The organism is Akkermansia muciniphila (assembly GCF_900184965.1).
GTDB lineage: Bacteria > Verrucomicrobiota > Verrucomicrobiia > Verrucomicrobiales > Akkermansiaceae > Akkermansia > Akkermansia muciniphila_A.
Genome location: NZ_FXYA01000199.1, coordinates 1 through 15,118 on the forward strand (window position 1 = coordinate 1; position 15,118 = coordinate 15,118).

Below are 15,118 nucleotides of genomic sequence, written 5' to 3' on the forward strand. Positions count from 1 at the left end.
TGACAGATCCACCGGAAATTCCCGGTATATCCGTCACAACGGCGGAAAATCCCGTGCCCGTTTCAAAAGTAGTCACTCCGCGAACCGTGGCAATCTTCCAGAGATTCTGGCTGGTCCCTCCCCCGGTCAGTAAATACAATGAGCCGTAAGCCTCACCATAATCTCCTGCATTGTAGGACCGCGGCGCAAATTGCTGATAAATGACCCTGTTGACAAGATAAGGTATTGGCTCATTTTGCGAGGCAGGAATAAAGCTGGTTGTGGTCTTTACTTTCCAGTTCCGGCTGGTTTCGGCGGCGTAGATTTCACGCACGCGGATGACGTATCCGTTCCGGGTTGTGTCCCTGACATTGGAAAATGTAATATCCAACATTTCCCCGGTATTGTAAGCAAGATTTTTGCCGGGGATGATGCTGTAAGAATCCAGCGTTAAATCTTTCCGCGTCGTCTTGCTTCCTCTTCCCAGGTCCACGGTCAATTTTCCCGCGGACGTTAATTGCCAGGGGACGGCAAAACCCGCGAAACTGGAATAATTCCACTGGCCTTTAGGACCCGCAAAGTAATGAACAATCGTGCTGTGCGTCCGTGCCGGAACGTTCGTCTGCGCATACTGGCCGGGAATGAGAACGGTAGTTGCCGCCGTCCCCGTCGCCGTTATCGCTTCTGTGTCCAGATAAGCAGGCAGCGTAAAAAGGCCCGTCACGCCGGCCATGCCTGCGGCATACATGCGATTAACTGCCGCCGTATCCGTCGCCGCCCCCACGGCAAGCGGAATATTGATGCCTCCGTTGGCGTTGACGGCCCCCGCCGCCGTCAGACCTCCGGCCAGCGTCATGTTGCCGGAGGCGTCCACCTGCGGCATGGCCTCAAGGGCCTGCTGGGCCGCCGTCGCGGCGTTGGCCGCAGCGGTGGCAGATGTTGCGGCATCGGAGGCAGACGTGGACGCGGTAGCGGCGGACTGGCCAGCCGTCCGCGCCGCAGCCTCGGCGATCGCGGAGGATTGCCGCACATCCCGTCCCAAGCTATCCAGTTGCCTAGCGGTGGCCAGCTCCATCCCTCCCAGGGTGATGCCGTCGTCATAGTCCACCACCACGGTCATCAGCGGGGCCATCGTGCCATTCACCGTGGGCGGGTTGGCCACCTCCGTCACCAGACCGCGCCCAGGGACGGAAGGGGTCAGGACAGCGTGCATGCCCAGAGCGTAGGGCGTCATCTCCGTCCCCTCGCACACCTGGATGATGATTTTGTCTCCGCGCTGCAATATAACGCCCGGCGTAAATACCCACGTGGCCGTCTGACCGCTGGACAGGTTGGACACATAGGCGGAGGTGCCAATCAGGCTGTAAGCTCCGTCCGTCAGCCGCCAAATCCGCAGGCAATACTGATTCAGGGCGGGGTCGGTGAAAAAATACACGGTTGAAATACTCGTCAGGCGGCAGCTGTCGGGCAGATGCCCGGCCAGTATCTCGTCTCCCCACGTCATCGCGTAGCCTCCGACGATGGTCCAGATGTCGGCGGCATCTCCGCTGGACAAGGTGGATTTCCCGGTCGCGGCTTCCAATTCCACTCCCGCATCCTTGAGCGCGGCCGGCAATTTATTTGCTACAGCCTCATTGACCAATTCCCCGCTTTTCACCTGGCCTTCCAGCGTTTCCACAAACCGCTTTGCTTCATCCCGGGCCGCTTCGGCCTGTCGTACAAGTTCCTCGACCACAATGGACGGATTTTCCACAATGGTCACGGAGCCGTCTTCCGTTTCGGGGATGGAGACATCAAGTGCACCAGCTACGGCTGCGGCCTCTTCCGTTCCATCCGGAGGCGTAACGCGAGACACGACATGCACGGCTCCCTTCAACAAGGGGTATTCTTTGCCCGATGCGTCGGTCAGAAAAATATCATAAGCGCCGCATCCGGAGGCCAGCCTCGGCCATGTCACCAATGCCGTACTCGCCCCCGTAACGGCACAGTCCAGCATGATCACCCCATCCTGTACTACCGCGCCGCGTAGCGTCATGCCGCTGATGTCCATATCCTCACCGGATGGAGAAATAAAATGCAGCGCAAGAGACTGCGGCAGGGATTCCGTGGCGTGTATGTTGTAGTTGGCGGCTTGCCTCATGAAAATATGATGCGGCAATCCTCAAATCCGTAAATAACCGGGACTGGATATAAGTTTCAAATTTCGCAAGAGACAGGACCTTCCGCCCAAGAGTCATAATACCACCCTTCCGTGTCCGGAGGCGTGTACACATCCGTTTCCTCCGTCCAAATGCCACGGGAGGAACGGCCGGCCCAAATAGCCATGAAAATCACATCGGCCCGGTCCGGGGAATGCAAGCCCTTTCCCCGCATGTCCTCTTTGGACATGACGCGGAGGCGGCCCTTCTGATCCCATTCCATCTGGCGTGTAGTCATCTGGCGGAATGTGACCGGGTCGAGTTTATCAATGCGGATCTTTCCGTTGACGATGTCGCGAGCTCCCAGTATCCACGCTTCGGAAATGGTGTTCAGATAATGTTCCGGGTCTTCCCCGGGCAATCCTCCTCGGAACTCTTTGATACGGTAGCCGTCCCCGCCGCTTTCAACCGGTTCGGCCATTTGCTGGACGATAGGCAGTCCCAGGCCGTCCGAATCTCCCCACGCATTATGTGCCTTAATGCCGAGTTCCTTGAGGCGGTTTGCCATCCGGCGCCGGGCCTGTACCGTGCTGGATTGTCTAAACGCCTGGTCCAGGCTGACAAGATTTCCTTCTCGTACAGCAATGGAATTTTCATCTCGACCGGCGGCAAAATCTAAAGCGGCCCATTGTCCGCCCGGTCTGAACGCCGGAGGATGGTCTATCGCATGCCGCAGTTGTTCCGGAGTAATGACAAGCATGTCTTCCCCTTCCGTCCATTCCGCAAGATGCATGGAACGGTAGAGGGGATGGGATTCTCCGTAGGTTTCCAGGTCTTCCGCACGTTTTTCCGGACGGATGTGGGGACACATGTATGACGTAACCCTGGTTCGCCTCCAGTTTTTGGCCTCGTCGTGAAAGCAGCGGTAATGCTTCCCCATAGCGGAACCGGGGGAAGAAAGATACAGATACCGGGTGACGGTGCATCGGTCCGCCGCCTCAAAAATACCGTCCTGAACGCCTTTCGCTTCATCCACGATATAAAGGACAGGCGTTGCCGCCGTCGCGTGATACCCTTCCGCCTTCTGTTCATCATTGGTAGAAAATATAGAGGTAAAGCCTCCTTCCGGAGTCAAAATTTCCATCTGGTTCCATTTCCAACCCCGGAATGCCGGATGAGACTGGTAAGCACGGATTGCGGGCCAGAGCTGGGTTTTTAACTGCCGCCAGGAACCGGACGTAAGAACAACACGTCCGCGGGGAAAGCAATACAGCCACCACAGTACAACAGGACCTACCAGGGAAACAGTTTTGCCTGAACCGTTAGCCGCTACAACGGCCGTGCGCCGGTAATCGTTAATGTCCTCATAGGTGTTGATCTGCCAGTCGTAGGGGTCCAGCCCCAGCACGGCAACGGCGAATTCAGCCAGCCGTAAACGGCACCGGGATACTATGTCATCACACCGTTCCGCCATTCTCTTCTTCCGCCCTCTTTCTGCGGATGGATTCAATTCTGTCCATGACGGAAGCTATTCTGTCTTCGTCGTATTCCGTGATCATCTCCACAGGCCCCCCATTGGCCCCGGTGAGTTCCACTGCCTGCCGTTCCCCGTAACGGGCATTTCTCTTCCCGGCCAGCCATTTACGGTATTCGGCTCTATTTTTGTCCATCTGCGCACAATCGGGGCTGCTTCCGTCAAGTATTTCCAGTCCCTTTTCCACCAAGGCATCCGCCGACATCTCGCACGCGCGCGCGTAGTTGCGTAAAAAGTCGTCATGCTCATTCATCCAGTTATAAACTGTCTTACGTTCCGGCATGTGCTCGTCCCGTACAATCTGCATCAACATTTCCCCTTCGGCAATGCGTCTGCATATTTCATCCGCCAAGGCGTCCGTATATTTGGTCGGGCGTCCTGTTCTCTTCGGCGGAATGGTGGATTTTTTCTTCATTCCAAGTGGTGGGGTTCTTCCCCGTCTTCCGGGGCATGGGTGCAGTAATACACGTCCTCAAGGCTGGGGTCATTCATGAGGCCCGGGAGAAAGTGAAAATGGCGATAGACGTCGTCCCACGTCAATTCCCCCCGGTCAATGAGGGTGAAGAGCTCTGCGGTTACTTCATCCAGCCTTTTTTCATGAATAAGTTTCTGAAAGCGTTCCGTATGGGTCTGAATTCCTTGATCGTCCATTGATTGAGGTTCCTTTCTTGGCGTTGGCGGTTAAGTTGCTTGATAAGGGTTTTGTCGCGGGATTCCACGGCAATGAATTGAGCATAGGCGCGGGCGAAGCACTCACGGCGACTCTCAAGGTAGCGGTAGTACCTGCCGGGAATACTGCGGATGATGGAGAGCGTGGGGGACTCCATGATCACATTCATGAGTTCGTCCATTTCCGGAGAATGCTCGGAGCCATACTTTGAACGCTTCTCTTTTTCCATCTCGCTGGGAATCATCCCAAGCCGGTACTGGCACTGTCCCTTGCCGAGCCCCCACAGATCGACATAATGGCCTATCTCGTGGCAGGTGGTCAAATCCGGATATTCCCCGGCGTTGGAAATGGCAATAGGGGCGTTCGGTTCCCAAGGGTTGAAGCTCCCCAGGACTTTCATTCCGGGAGTCTGGCTAATGTGGGCTTGTGGGAGCGGGCCGTCCGTGTGTACGGCATCGATGGAACTGACCGCACGGTTGACGGCGGTACGGACTTTACGGCTGATGCCGGACTTGGGGAGATTGATCTTGTCCCCTACTTTGGACACCATGTCCATGTTGAGCATCATCTGCACGGGGGGAGCGTCAGGAATATATCCGTTCCCGTCCTGGTTCTCTATGCGCCGGGCGAGGTCATGGGCCGGGATGGCAAGCCGTCCGTCCCTGTCCAAGGCATCCAATCCGAAGCGCTTTTTAAGGCTCTCCCGAAGCCGGGCGGCAAGAGCCGGGTCTTTCACTTTCTGGACGGAGGCCGACCGGTTCATAAGACGCTCCGGCAGCGTTGCTCCGAAACAGGACATATCCACCGGGCCGGGAACCCAGTCGGGAGCAATCAGGCCAGATCTGATACACTCGGCTCGAGATACGCTTTCAATATCCATCCATGAGTTGAAGCCGTACAAAGGCCAGGGCAGCAGGAAGCCGCCTATCGCCGGAGAATTCATCTCGACGGCCCAAAATTGGAAGTCCGTCTTAAGCCGGACGGCTCCTTCATTGAGTACATGTAAAGGCCGGGGCATCCTGGCACCCGGATGCCGGACGAAACGCCACGCCGGGTAGGCGTAGAGCATTTCCGGGGTCATGCCGCTTTCCCAGCGGGCCTGCCCGTAACAGCAGCGGGTCATCGTATCAAAAATTAGAGACAAGCGGGAACGGGCGCCGATGTTGGTAATGCGGTTATCTCCCGCATCCGCTGCCATTCCTTCTGCGGCCATAAAAGCGCGGGCCTTGGCTATGAAGTCGGCCTTCCCCTGCATCACGCCCACCGTTGTTGACGTACCGTCCGGAAGTATGATCTCCTGCTTTTTGCCGGATAAAAAGTCGTCAAGCATGTTGGCGAGACGTTGCAGGAACTGCGCTTTTTCAACGTCCGCCGTAAAAATGGAATTCACCCGTTCCGCGGCGGGCAGCATGGCCCGTTCGCGTGTGGACATGGGGCGAGCATCTATTTTTTTGCGCCGGAATATGTCAACGGGAGTTACCATTTTCGCTTTGAATTTCATTGTCGTCCCGAGACAAGGGTAAGTCATCCGTTTTTTCAGGATATGTAATTTCCGATTCTTCCGGGATTTCCCGGTCATAAATTCCAAGGCGTTTATTATAGCGGAGAAGAAGCAATGCTCGGCGCTGGGCTTCCATGTAATCGTGTGTTTCCAATCCGATACAAATTCTCATTCTTTTGCGCTTGGGTCCCAAATAAAGGGATATTCTCAAGGCATGAGATCCGCAGGGTTGAGTAATAATGTCCAGTTTTTTCATGATTTATTGACGGGGTAATTGGGCTCTTCTTCGTATTTTGTGAGTTCTGCCGTCCAGCGGAATTGAATACGCCCCAGCCGTCCGAATCTGTTTTTGCCGATGATCCACTGCGCTTCCGAGGGGTCGTGCTTGTCGGGCTTGTACATGTAGGGGCGGTGGATCATGATGATCTGGTCCGCGTCCTGCTCAATGGATCCGGAGTCGCGAAGGTCGGAAACGACCGGTTTGCCCTGGGCGTTCCCGGCTCTTTTTTCGACGTCGCGGTTGAGCTGGGCCAGCACCAGGACGGGGATATTGAGTTCCTTGGCCAGGGATTTGAGGCCGGCGGAGATTTCCGAGACTTCCCGTTCCCGGCTTCCCCGGGCCTGCTGGGTCGTGGAGCGCACCAGCTGCAGGTAGTCCACGCCGATGCATTTGACGCCGTGTTCCCGGACCATCCGGCGGCCGCGGGCTCTGATGCTGTCAATGGTGAGGGAGCTTTCGTCGTCGATGTGCAACGGAGCGGCCGTGATTTTCCTGACGGCGGCCGTGAAATGCTGCTGCTGTCCGACCGTCATCGGCTTTCCGCGGCGGATGTCGTCGGAGTTGATGCCGGCCATGCCGTAGAGGACACGTTCCAGGAGCTGGGATTTCGGCATTTCCAGGCTGAACATGCCCACGGGGGTTCCCTCAAGGCAGATGTTGGTGAGGATGTTGACCAGGGCGGCGGTTTTCCCGACTCCGGGCCGGGCGGCGAGCACGATCATGGCTCCGGGCTGCAGGCCGTCCAGGGTCAGGTCCAGGCGGCGGTATCCGGAGGAAATCCCTTTGATGGCTCCAGGGTTGTTCATGCGCCATTGCAGGTTTTCAATGATGGCTCCCACGGCCCCGCAGATGGTTTCGGTCTGGCGGACTCCGCACCGGTCCCGCAGGGCGGACATGCCGCGCTCGGCTTCATCAAGGGCTTCTTCCGCGCTTTTGAGCTGATCGCCGGCAGCTTCCGCCATCCGGGTGGCAAACGCGAGCAGCGCATGTTTTTTGGCGGCTTCCGTGACCATTTCCAGGGCGGCGGCGGTTTTGTACCGGGCAAGGGCTCCGTAGGTGGCCGTTTCCACAACTCCGGCGTGTCCTCCCACGGCGTCAAGCTGGCCCTGGGCTTCAAGGCGGGCGATGACGGTGAGGGCGTCCACGGTTCCTCCCGTGCCGGCGACGGTTTCCAGGGCCGTCCAGATTTGCTGGTGCGCCGGGAGGCCGAATGTCTGGCGGCTGATGCCCTTGTCCCGGAGGTCCGCCAATGCCTGGGCGCCGTCCATTGCCTGGGAGAGCACCAGTTTTTCGGCGTCAATGAGTGTCTGCGAGTCGATCATGTTGTTGAAGTTGTTGGGGGTTAGAGGTCCTGAAGGTTCGAATAGGGGTCTCCGTTTTCAGGAGGCGGCGGATGGTTGAGGACGTAGCTGGTGGCGAAGCTGATGGCGTCGGATTGCCATTTGGTCACGGGGATGCCGTTGCGGGTCCAGTTGACGGCGTCCCTGCTTCCCCAGTAGGCCGTGGCGCAGTCCGGTATCTGGTCGGGAGCCAAACGCACACGCCCCGCAAAAGCCGCGGCCTGCAAATGAGCTTCGACTTCCTCCACGGTGCATGGAGAGGGGGTAAGGGGGTGAATTCCTTCCTTCCCTTCCTTCCTTACGGTTTCTTCATGGGTTATGTCTGGGTTATTAAAAAAAACCGACTGGGTTTCTTCTGGGTTTTCGGAAATAACTGACGTTGGTTTTTCGTGGGTTTCCTTTTCGGTTTCTACACTGGTTCCAATGTCGGTTTTCCTGGGTCTCCCCCCAAGTTTTCCATTTTCACGGGCGGCCTTCCGGCGCGTTTGCACGCTTGCCTGAATTTCATGCGGATAGCCGAATACGACGAGATTGTCGCCGTCAAAGTGGTAGAGTTCGTTTTCCACGCTGATTTCCTGATCCGTCACGCCGCAGGTCTGCATCCAGCGGCGCATGCCCCAGGAGCGGCAACCCTCAATAATGCCGCCGTTTTCCTGTTCGCAGCACCAGGCCAGCAGAGAGATCCAGGTGGCGCGCTGTATGGGTTCCGCCCCGATATATTCGGGGCTGGAAAACAAGGCTGTTGGGATATTGATGAATTCCATAATAAAAAAAGCGTCAGTTGGGGGTTGTAGTTCATCCACAGGATTCAATCTTCTTGCACGGTGATTGTTATTTGCGGCTCTTCACCCCACCATTTATCCACGCTTGCGGAATAGACCTGGGCGTCATCTTCCCAAAATCTCAACCGGGTCATGACATCCTGCAGGGTTTTGGCCAGGTTGTCCCAGTCCGGTTTGGTCGTTTTCGGAATGAGCCCGATCCGTTTTTTTTTCGGCTCGCTTTTGCGGTAGGGCCAGACGAAAGCCAGTTTCAGGGAGACCGGCCCCGTCAGGGGCCGGGCCGGTTGATAAGGTTTCAGCAGAGTCAGGTAATCGCTGATGACCAGTTTCAATTCTTTCGTGTCCGCCAGTTTGGCGTGTTCCCCGATATGGACGATTTTTTTGTTCTGGTGCGTTTTCGTCGGGGGAACGATCGGCAGCATGATGGTCATCGGCTTGTTCATGACGCTTTCGAATTCCTTTCTATTTCCCGGGCCTGGGATTCGGCGTCGAAGTCCAGCTTCAGCTGGCCGTCGTCCTCAAACCAGGCATTCGCCACAGCTGTTTTCTTGATGGAGCCTGACACTTTCACACAGACTTTCTGTTCCCCGTCAGGGATTTTGACACTGATGGAGAGGCTGAAATCGGATTCGTCTTCCGCCGCCTGGCGCCTGATGTCTTCGTAGTCGTCGAATTCATCAAAGGCCATGCGGACGGATTCCAGGATGGTTTCTTTTTCGTGTTCCGTTCGCGCGCTCATCATTGTTGATTAGAAGGGGATTTCGTCTTCTTCCGTCGGCGGTCCCGCCGTGGCGCTCATGTGGTTGTTGGCCGGCAGATCCGCCGGGCGCGGAGGCAGGGACGCGCTGCCGCGCCCCGCCGCTACCCTGTCCTGCGCCGCCATGATGGCCCGGGCTTCGTCCGGCCCCAGCACGTCTTCGCAGTTGCTGAATTCGGGATAACTCCCGTCCGCCCTGGGCTTGTCTCCCCGTTTGACGCTGAGCCGGACGTAGCAGGGCTTGCCGAGGTATTCCGCCGGGTTGATGATGACCTGCTGGCCTGCCTCAAATACCTTCCCGGTTACGTTTTTAACGAACAGGTCGATTTTCCAGGCCAGGTCTTTCGAGGCGGTCAGGTAGTGACGCACCGTCGCCGCCCCTTCAGGACCAAAGGCCCTGATGTGGACAGCCAGCTGTGGGCATCCCCGCGTTTTGGCTCCCTGGGAAATTCCTTCTTCCATCTTGACTATTTTTCCTTCATAGACGCCCGCGGGGAGGAATCCGTATTCGCCGGGCTCGCCTTCTGAAATATAGCTAAACATAATGGTTATTTGTTGGTTGTGGTTTTGGAGACGGAGATTTTTTTGACGTAGGAGGATCCGGCCCCCGTCCTGACCAGTTCTTCCGGGAATTGTTGTTCCGGCAGGGCTTCCGCGAACAGGGCGCGGAAGACGTCCGCCTTGAGCGGTCCATAGGATTTCAGGAGTTTCGGCACGCCAATCCAGGTGGCGTATTTGGCCACGTCTTCCGGAGCGACGGTGTCCGTGCCTTTCCGGGAGACGCGCCTGAATCCGGGGACTTCCGTTCCGTTGTTGAGGTAGTCGAGGATTTTTTCTTTTCCTTTTTTGGCATAGGATTCCAGGATTCCGGCCTTGGTGACGAATTCCGCCAGCCTGGAAGGGTTTTCCGCGATTTCGGCAAAGCTCGCTTCCAGCGTTCCGGTTTCCGCCAGGGACAGCATTTCCTGCGCCGCCCGGTTCCGCAGCGGACAGGTGTCCTGCGAGGCGCACCAGCCGCAGTAGTCGCAGAGGCGCGGCCCACCGCCGCGGTCCACGGAGTCCACCACGTCGTTGACGATGGAGATTGCTTCCCGGTAGGTGAATTTCCGGGTGACGATTTGCTGCTGGTCGCAGAAGAGGAGGTGGCAGGTGATTTCATCCAAGAATTCCCGTTCCATGAAGGATTTCGCATAAGAGGCCTGCTGTTCCCAGTAGTTGCGGATTTGGCCGCTTTTGAGGTCGAAGAGTTTGCCCAGCGCGGGGCAGAGGCAGTCCGCTTCCCCGCCTGTCACTCGGGGGTGCCATTGCGGGAAGGCGCAACGGTTTTTGTCGGCAATGACCTCTTCTCCGGAGCAGAGCGTCCGGACCGTTTTCACTGCCCAAAGGATGGATTTCTTTTCATCGGCTTGCAGGTGTTCACACGCCCTGAATTCGTCCACGCCCATGAGCAGATCCCGGAAGGCGGCGTCCATCCGGGTTCCCCTCTGGGCCGCTTCCCCCGCGTCGGGGGAGGAGATGAAGCAGGGACATTGCGCCAGCTTGGGGAGCAGGGACGGCCTCAATAATTCCGTGGACGGTGCCGGACGGGGGGCGGCAATGTCAGAGAGGATTTTTTGCAGGTCGTCCAGGTTGACGGCGTATTCCACTCCGTCCAGGGAGAGGACGGCATGCCCGGTTTCGCGGGCGACGTTGATGCAGGTGACGGGTTTCATCGGCACGCCCCTCCTTCCATGAATTCTTTTACGGAGTTATTGAACCGGGCGGGAGTTTTCAAAATCCGGGCGGCATATTCCGCCGGGACTTCTTCCAGCCCTTGTCCGGCAGTAATGATTCCGCGGCTGATCATGAAGGCGAGGGCGTCTTTTGCGTGGTCAATCACCGCGGCCAGGGCATCCGCCTGACGATCTCCCGCGGATGCGGCCGGAGGCGGCGCCTGCTTTTCGCCGTCCGGAGCGTTCCCGGAAGATCCGCAGCCCTCTCCAAACAGCAGGCGGGAGATTTCCCCGGCGTCCATCGCCATCACGGCGGGCATCCCGTGCCGGTTTTTGGCTTCCCACGGGGCGGAAGGAGAAGTGTAAACCATGCGTTGGTTGCCTCCATGCCCCTTGCCGTCCTGGACTGTTACAACAAAGTTGCAGAAGAGCATGGCGTCAGCCCATTCCTTGACCAGCGGGGCAACGAATTTGGAAAGGTTCAGTTCATGCTTGTCGTAGGCTCCGGCGGTTTCCGGCATTTCAAATTTGACGCGGCGGGAGTGTCCCACCAGCACCACATTCATTCCTGCGCTCATCAACGCGTTGAGGCGTGACAAGAGATCCATGGCCACAGGCTCTATCATCTTGTACCCCTTGCCGTATCCAAAATCTTCAATGGATTTCAGGGAGGCGTTGGCCCGCTTATTGTGTTCCCTGATGAAGGCGTTCACAAACAAACGCTCGCACCAGTCTATGGAATCAATGATGACCGTCCGGAATTCGTGCCCGCCCTGCGTCAATTCTTCTATCGCATTGATTACGTCTCCGTAGCTCCGGCAATCCAGCCGGGCTACGTCGATGTGGGAAGATCCCTGTTCCGTGTCCAGCAGAACAGGGGCGGGCAGCCCCGCCGCCAGCGTGGATTTTCCCACGCCTTCCGGCCCGTAGATGATGACACGCTGCGGCCGCTGCTGCACTCCGCGCTTGATGTTTTGTAATAGGTTCATATTATTTCCTTGTTTGACTGTATTCAGGTCGGGTGTCAGTTCCTGCTGGCCCCGGCCATCTTTTTTCAGGTAGTTAGAGATTTGCATTGAACGAGCCGGTTTTGCGGTAGCGCTTTCCGGTCGTTGTATCAGAGAGTTGTTCAATAATGGCGGTTGTAACCCGATTCAGGTCCACGTAAAGCACTCCGCCACATTTGACAATCGGAAGCAGTTTTTTACCGTCGGCGCTTTCCAACATAGCCCGGCTCGGTTCAGAACCTTTGGCAAATAGTCCGCATTGTGCAAACTTGGAGAGCCTTACCAGCCGGGACGGCAACGGGGGAGCAGTGATATTGATGTTGATTTGAGGTGCACCGGCAAATGTGGCATCGGCGTTTTTAGGCCATGATTGAGACAGGACATCAGCTAATCCTTTTGAAATGTCTCTGACCACTTGTTCAGGCAACCTATGGTCTTGGTTCATAATTACTTAATGTTAATGTAAATAAAATAAACAATCGTGAAGGCACCAACCAGCAGAGCGGAAAAGACAAGGTTCTGTACGATACCGGGCCGGGGCTTGAGAGCGTTTTCCGGAAAGTTCAACGGGCAACCGTAAAGAACCTCCATTTTCGAGGCACGGTCGCGGAGCATCCAGTATTGTTCGTTCGTCATTTTTTTCATTGTTGATTTCTTGTTTATCTCGTTTTAGTTTGTTAAAGTTATGCGTTCGAAAATAGAATTTTATTCTTATCGCTGGGTTGAGCCTAAAGAAGTTTTCGGAATTCACGGATATTGGCGGCCGGATGAAGTTATCTGTGCTTTCCTCGACCAAATACGAATAGAACCGCCAAGAGGGCAGGAAACAACCGTGGCAACCATTTCAACAGGCCCCCCCGATGGACAAGAGCAATACATTGTTCCTGCTTTTGAGTATGAAAGGATAAAGCATGCCCAATACGGACACGGGCATGCCCTCCCCTTCTATTCAATACAGTGGGATCCCTCTGCACCAGTTTAAGCGTCCAGGCTGGCGCATCTGTGCAGTAAGTCCCTTGAGGAATCAACAGGACTCTATCAAGCCTGGCCTGATAGACCTCATACAACATGGAATCATCTTCGTAGGTGAACTGTACAATATCGCCCGGAAGAAAAGGGTTTTCGGGGGACGGCTTGTTTTCAAAACCATCGTAGACTGTTTCTAATAATTTCTTTTGCATGGTATTTATCGTTTGTTAAACCGGGTTAAAGCTCATACTAGCCGAGCAGCTTCAATTCTTCGATCAGGGCTTCTTCCATTAGGCCGTAGATTTCTTTGATGATGCCCCTGCCTTTCGGCTTTGAACGGTTAATGGCTAAATTCTTCGTACCGGGGCGTTTGATATTGATAACTTAATGTAAAATTGCTATTGCTTGGTTATGGCTAAATTCGAATATAAATACTTGGCAGTAAACCACAATAAGGACGTATGGGAAAAGCATATAGAAGTTCTTAATAATCAAGGAAAAGATGAATGGGAACTTGTGTCGGCTATTTATCCTATTTCTGAAAAATTGCACGGAGATCCATCCTTGGTGTTCTTATTCAAAAGAGAGATTCCTGAGCCTTCTCTAGAAGAGAGGTAAACTTATCTTTTTCTTCCTCTTTTAGTAATCCCCCCGGCTTACAGGCGAGGCTCAATCCTAAAAGCCTCCGGGCTCCGTAAATTCTCCCTGCGTATTTCGCCCGGAGAATTTTATCTTCAGGTTCATTGAAGCTGAAACATGGATTGGCGTCCTGTATGGTTTCGACTTTGAGCATTTTATCCAGCTCAATGAGCAGGTTGACTATCGTTTGGTTTTTGTTCATGCTACCGGCTTCTTGGGGTTCTTCGAGCGGGGGAGATCGCGGGCCGTGGTTAGTACAAACCCAAGCCTTTGAGCTTCTCGGATAAGAAGGGACTTCATTACTTCTTTGGGACGTATTCCTTGTTCGGCATAGGCCAGCAGACAGTTCTTGATGCCGTCCTCCATTTCGCTGAATTTGATGATTGAGTACATGGCGTGTTACGTTTGATGAACACAAATTACTGCGAACGTCTACGTTTCGCAAGAAAATTATTCTGCATTTGTTGATATTGATTCATTTTTTAATGTTGCAATATCAACAAAATGTAGTAATATCAACGTATGACACCGACTAAGGAAGACATAAAAAAATGGCTCAAGGACTCCGGAAAATCCCGCGAATGGCTCGCGGAACAATGTGGAGTCGATAAAAGGACTGTTGATCTCTGGTTGAGTGTCTCTCGTAAAGTTCCCTCAAAAGCCCTCCTCATCATTCAGCGTCTCATGACGGATAAAATTTCCCCCATTCCTCCCCAAGTGGAGATTGATTTCACGGACGAGGAATGGGAGGTAATAAGCGCAGCCATGACCGCCACCCAGCAAACGTTCATGGAATTTATCAACAGCGCCTTCCGTAACGCGCTCAAAGAGTTTGCAGACATAGCCCTTCAAAACGCCGCCAAAGAAAAAGAAGCTGCTCGTAAGAAATTTACCCCGGTAAAAACATTCACAGCCCCCCCCTTGGAAGCCCAGGGACAAATCATCGGCAACATTGCCGCCGGCAACCTGGCGGATGGAGACACCATCCCGCAGGACATCCGGCTATACCGTGAACTGGAAAAAGGGGAATACCTGCTGCGCGTGAACGGTCACTCTATGGAACCTTCCATTCCGGACGGCTCCGTAGTCATCATGAAAAAATACACCATCCCCCCTATCCCCAAACCCGGAACCATTGTTCAATACCATGATGAACGCGGCGTGACGCTCAAAAAACTGGTCCGCAGGAAAAACCCGGAAACCGGCAAAATGGAATACACCCTCCATCCCATCAACCTTGCCTTCGGAGACATCGAACCAATGGACGGCGGCAAAATCTCCGGCGTGTACGTGGAGACGCTGGAACGCTGGGAGAAAGTTTAAGTAGTTTCAAGAAGTTCACACAAGAGTTCTTCTTTGAAAATGGAGGTTGAGCGAAGGGAATTATTATGGGAGTGGAAAAAATAGATGTAGAAGTGTTTTCTTTTTTCTCGGGATTAGGTCTTTTAGATTTAGGATTTGAGAATGCAGGGTTCAATATCGTCTTCGTAAACGAATATAACAAACGGTTTCTACAGGCATATCAGTATGCACGGAAAAATAGTGGACATCTGCCTGTTTATGGATATAGTGATAGAGATATTAGGGAATACCTATCGGATGATGTGTGGCATCATTCATTCCCGACTTATGACGAACGAGAAAAAAAGCTAATCGGTTTCATTGGTGGACCACCATGTCCAGATTTTTCTGTAGCAGGAAAAAACATAGGAAAAGATGGTGCAAATGGCTCAAGAATTACAACATAGAAAAGAATTAAGAAGTCAATCGGATACCCCAACTCCTCAAGACTGGGAAACATGATCCTTTT

20 protein-coding genes are annotated in these 15,118 nt (G+C 54.5%); 3 read left to right on the forward strand and 17 right to left on the reverse strand.

Translation table 11 applies throughout. The annotated features are described in order from the left end of the window. The 15 genes from CI070_RS07210 to CI070_RS13120 all read right to left on the reverse strand — a co-directional run. On the reverse strand, positions 1 to 2,119 hold a 2,119-nt coding region (locus tag CI070_RS07210), incomplete at its 3' end, for a hypothetical protein (RefSeq protein WP_179218387.1). Positions 2,120 to 2,175: 56 nt separating this feature from the next. Further along, on the reverse strand, positions 2,176 to 3,591 hold the full coding sequence (locus CI070_RS07215; protein WP_094136371.1) for a hypothetical protein: 1,416 nt from the start codon (positions 3,589 to 3,591) through the stop codon (positions 2,176 to 2,178). Further along, the gene (locus tag CI070_RS07220; RefSeq protein WP_094136372.1) at positions 3,575 to 4,066 is read right to left on the reverse strand and encodes a hypothetical protein; all 492 of its coding nucleotides are present in this window, start codon (positions 4,064 to 4,066) and stop codon (positions 3,575 to 3,577) included. Before CI070_RS07220 ends, CI070_RS07215 begins: the two co-directional genes overlap by 17 nt. Before the next feature lie 160 nt (positions 4,067 to 4,226). Then, positions 4,227 to 5,753, reverse strand: a complete 1,527-nt coding sequence (locus CI070_RS07225; protein WP_094175325.1) for a hypothetical protein — start codon at positions 5,751 to 5,753, stop codon at positions 4,227 to 4,229. Positions 5,754 to 5,787: 34 nt separating this feature from the next. Beyond that, a complete protein-coding gene (locus CI070_RS07230) occupies positions 5,788 to 6,078 on the reverse strand; it encodes a hypothetical protein (RefSeq protein WP_094136373.1) in 291 nt (96 codons plus the stop codon). Further along, positions 6,075 to 7,424 carry a replicative DNA helicase gene (locus CI070_RS07235; protein ID WP_065529057.1) on the reverse strand — a complete coding sequence of 450 codons (1,350 nt, stop codon included), beginning with the start codon at positions 7,422 to 7,424 and terminating at the stop codon, positions 6,075 to 6,077. Before CI070_RS07235 ends, CI070_RS07230 begins: the two co-directional genes overlap by 4 nt. Positions 7,425 to 7,444: 20 nt before the next feature. Further along, complete coding sequence (locus CI070_RS07240; protein ID WP_094136374.1) at positions 7,445 to 8,206, reverse strand: hypothetical protein; 762 nt, start codon at positions 8,204 to 8,206, stop codon at positions 7,445 to 7,447. Between the two features lie 44 nt (positions 8,207 to 8,250). After that, complete coding sequence (locus CI070_RS07245) at positions 8,251 to 8,667, reverse strand: RusA family crossover junction endodeoxyribonuclease (RefSeq protein ID WP_094136375.1); 417 nt, start codon at positions 8,665 to 8,667, stop codon at positions 8,251 to 8,253. After that, positions 8,664 to 8,966 (reverse strand): hypothetical protein, encoded by a 303-nt coding sequence (locus tag CI070_RS07250; protein ID WP_094136376.1) that lies wholly within the window; start codon positions 8,964 to 8,966, stop codon positions 8,664 to 8,666. The genes CI070_RS07245 and CI070_RS07250 overlap by 4 nt, the downstream gene beginning before the upstream one ends. A gap of 6 nt (positions 8,967 to 8,972) precedes the next feature. Continuing rightward, complete coding sequence (locus tag CI070_RS07255; protein ID WP_065529051.1) at positions 8,973 to 9,524, reverse strand: hypothetical protein; 552 nt, start codon at positions 9,522 to 9,524, stop codon at positions 8,973 to 8,975. Positions 9,525 to 9,529: 5 nt separating this feature from the next. Next, positions 9,530 to 10,699: a DUF2800 domain-containing protein gene (locus CI070_RS07260; protein ID WP_143245606.1), complete on the reverse strand. Its 1,170-nt coding sequence runs from the start codon at positions 10,697 to 10,699 to the stop codon at positions 9,530 to 9,532. Then, positions 10,690 to 11,682, reverse strand: coding sequence for an ATP-binding protein (locus CI070_RS07265; RefSeq protein WP_157759310.1), 993 nt, complete (start codon positions 11,680 to 11,682; stop codon positions 10,690 to 10,692). The genes CI070_RS07260 and CI070_RS07265 overlap by 10 nt, the downstream gene beginning before the upstream one ends. 73 nt (positions 11,683 to 11,755) lie before the next feature. Next, complete coding sequence (locus CI070_RS07270; protein WP_094167845.1) at positions 11,756 to 12,145, reverse strand: hypothetical protein; 390 nt, start codon at positions 12,143 to 12,145, stop codon at positions 11,756 to 11,758. Positions 12,146 to 12,147: 2 nt separating this feature from the next. Continuing rightward, positions 12,148 to 12,345, reverse strand: a complete 198-nt coding sequence (locus CI070_RS07275) for a hypothetical protein (RefSeq protein WP_065529048.1) — start codon at positions 12,343 to 12,345, stop codon at positions 12,148 to 12,150. 128 nt (positions 12,346 to 12,473) lie between these two features. Further along, a complete protein-coding gene (locus tag CI070_RS13120; protein ID WP_143245607.1) occupies positions 12,474 to 12,881 on the reverse strand; it encodes a hypothetical protein in 408 nt (135 codons plus the stop codon). Between the two features lie 199 nt (positions 12,882 to 13,080). Here CI070_RS13120 and CI070_RS14590 point away from each other — a divergent pair, with 199 nt between their 5' ends. Continuing rightward, the gene (locus CI070_RS14590; protein WP_084042703.1) at positions 13,081 to 13,287 is read left to right on the forward strand and encodes a DUF4177 domain-containing protein; all 207 of its coding nucleotides are present in this window, start codon (positions 13,081 to 13,083) and stop codon (positions 13,285 to 13,287) included. On the opposite strand, the gene CI070_RS13575 is transcribed toward CI070_RS14590, so the two are convergent. Both CI070_RS13575 and CI070_RS07290 read right to left on the reverse strand, forming a co-directional pair. Further along, on the reverse strand, positions 13,247 to 13,510 hold the full coding sequence (locus CI070_RS13575) for a hypothetical protein (protein ID WP_065529046.1): 264 nt from the start codon (positions 13,508 to 13,510) through the stop codon (positions 13,247 to 13,249). The genes CI070_RS14590 and CI070_RS13575 overlap by 41 nt on opposite strands. After that, a complete protein-coding gene (locus CI070_RS07290) occupies positions 13,507 to 13,701 on the reverse strand; it encodes a hypothetical protein (RefSeq protein WP_065529045.1) in 195 nt (64 codons plus the stop codon). Before CI070_RS07290 ends, CI070_RS13575 begins: the two co-directional genes overlap by 4 nt. Before the next feature lie 129 nt (positions 13,702 to 13,830). On the opposite strand from CI070_RS07290, the gene CI070_RS07295 reads away from it, so the two are divergent. Beyond that, positions 13,831 to 14,631: a LexA family protein gene (locus CI070_RS07295; protein ID WP_084042702.1), complete on the forward strand. Its 801-nt coding sequence runs from the start codon at positions 13,831 to 13,833 to the stop codon at positions 14,629 to 14,631. A gap of 65 nt (positions 14,632 to 14,696) precedes the next feature. Then, positions 14,697 to 15,056, forward strand: coding sequence for a DNA cytosine methyltransferase (locus CI070_RS07300; protein ID WP_094136378.1), 360 nt, complete (start codon positions 14,697 to 14,699; stop codon positions 15,054 to 15,056). The last annotated feature ends 62 nt before the right edge of the window (positions 15,057 to 15,118 follow it).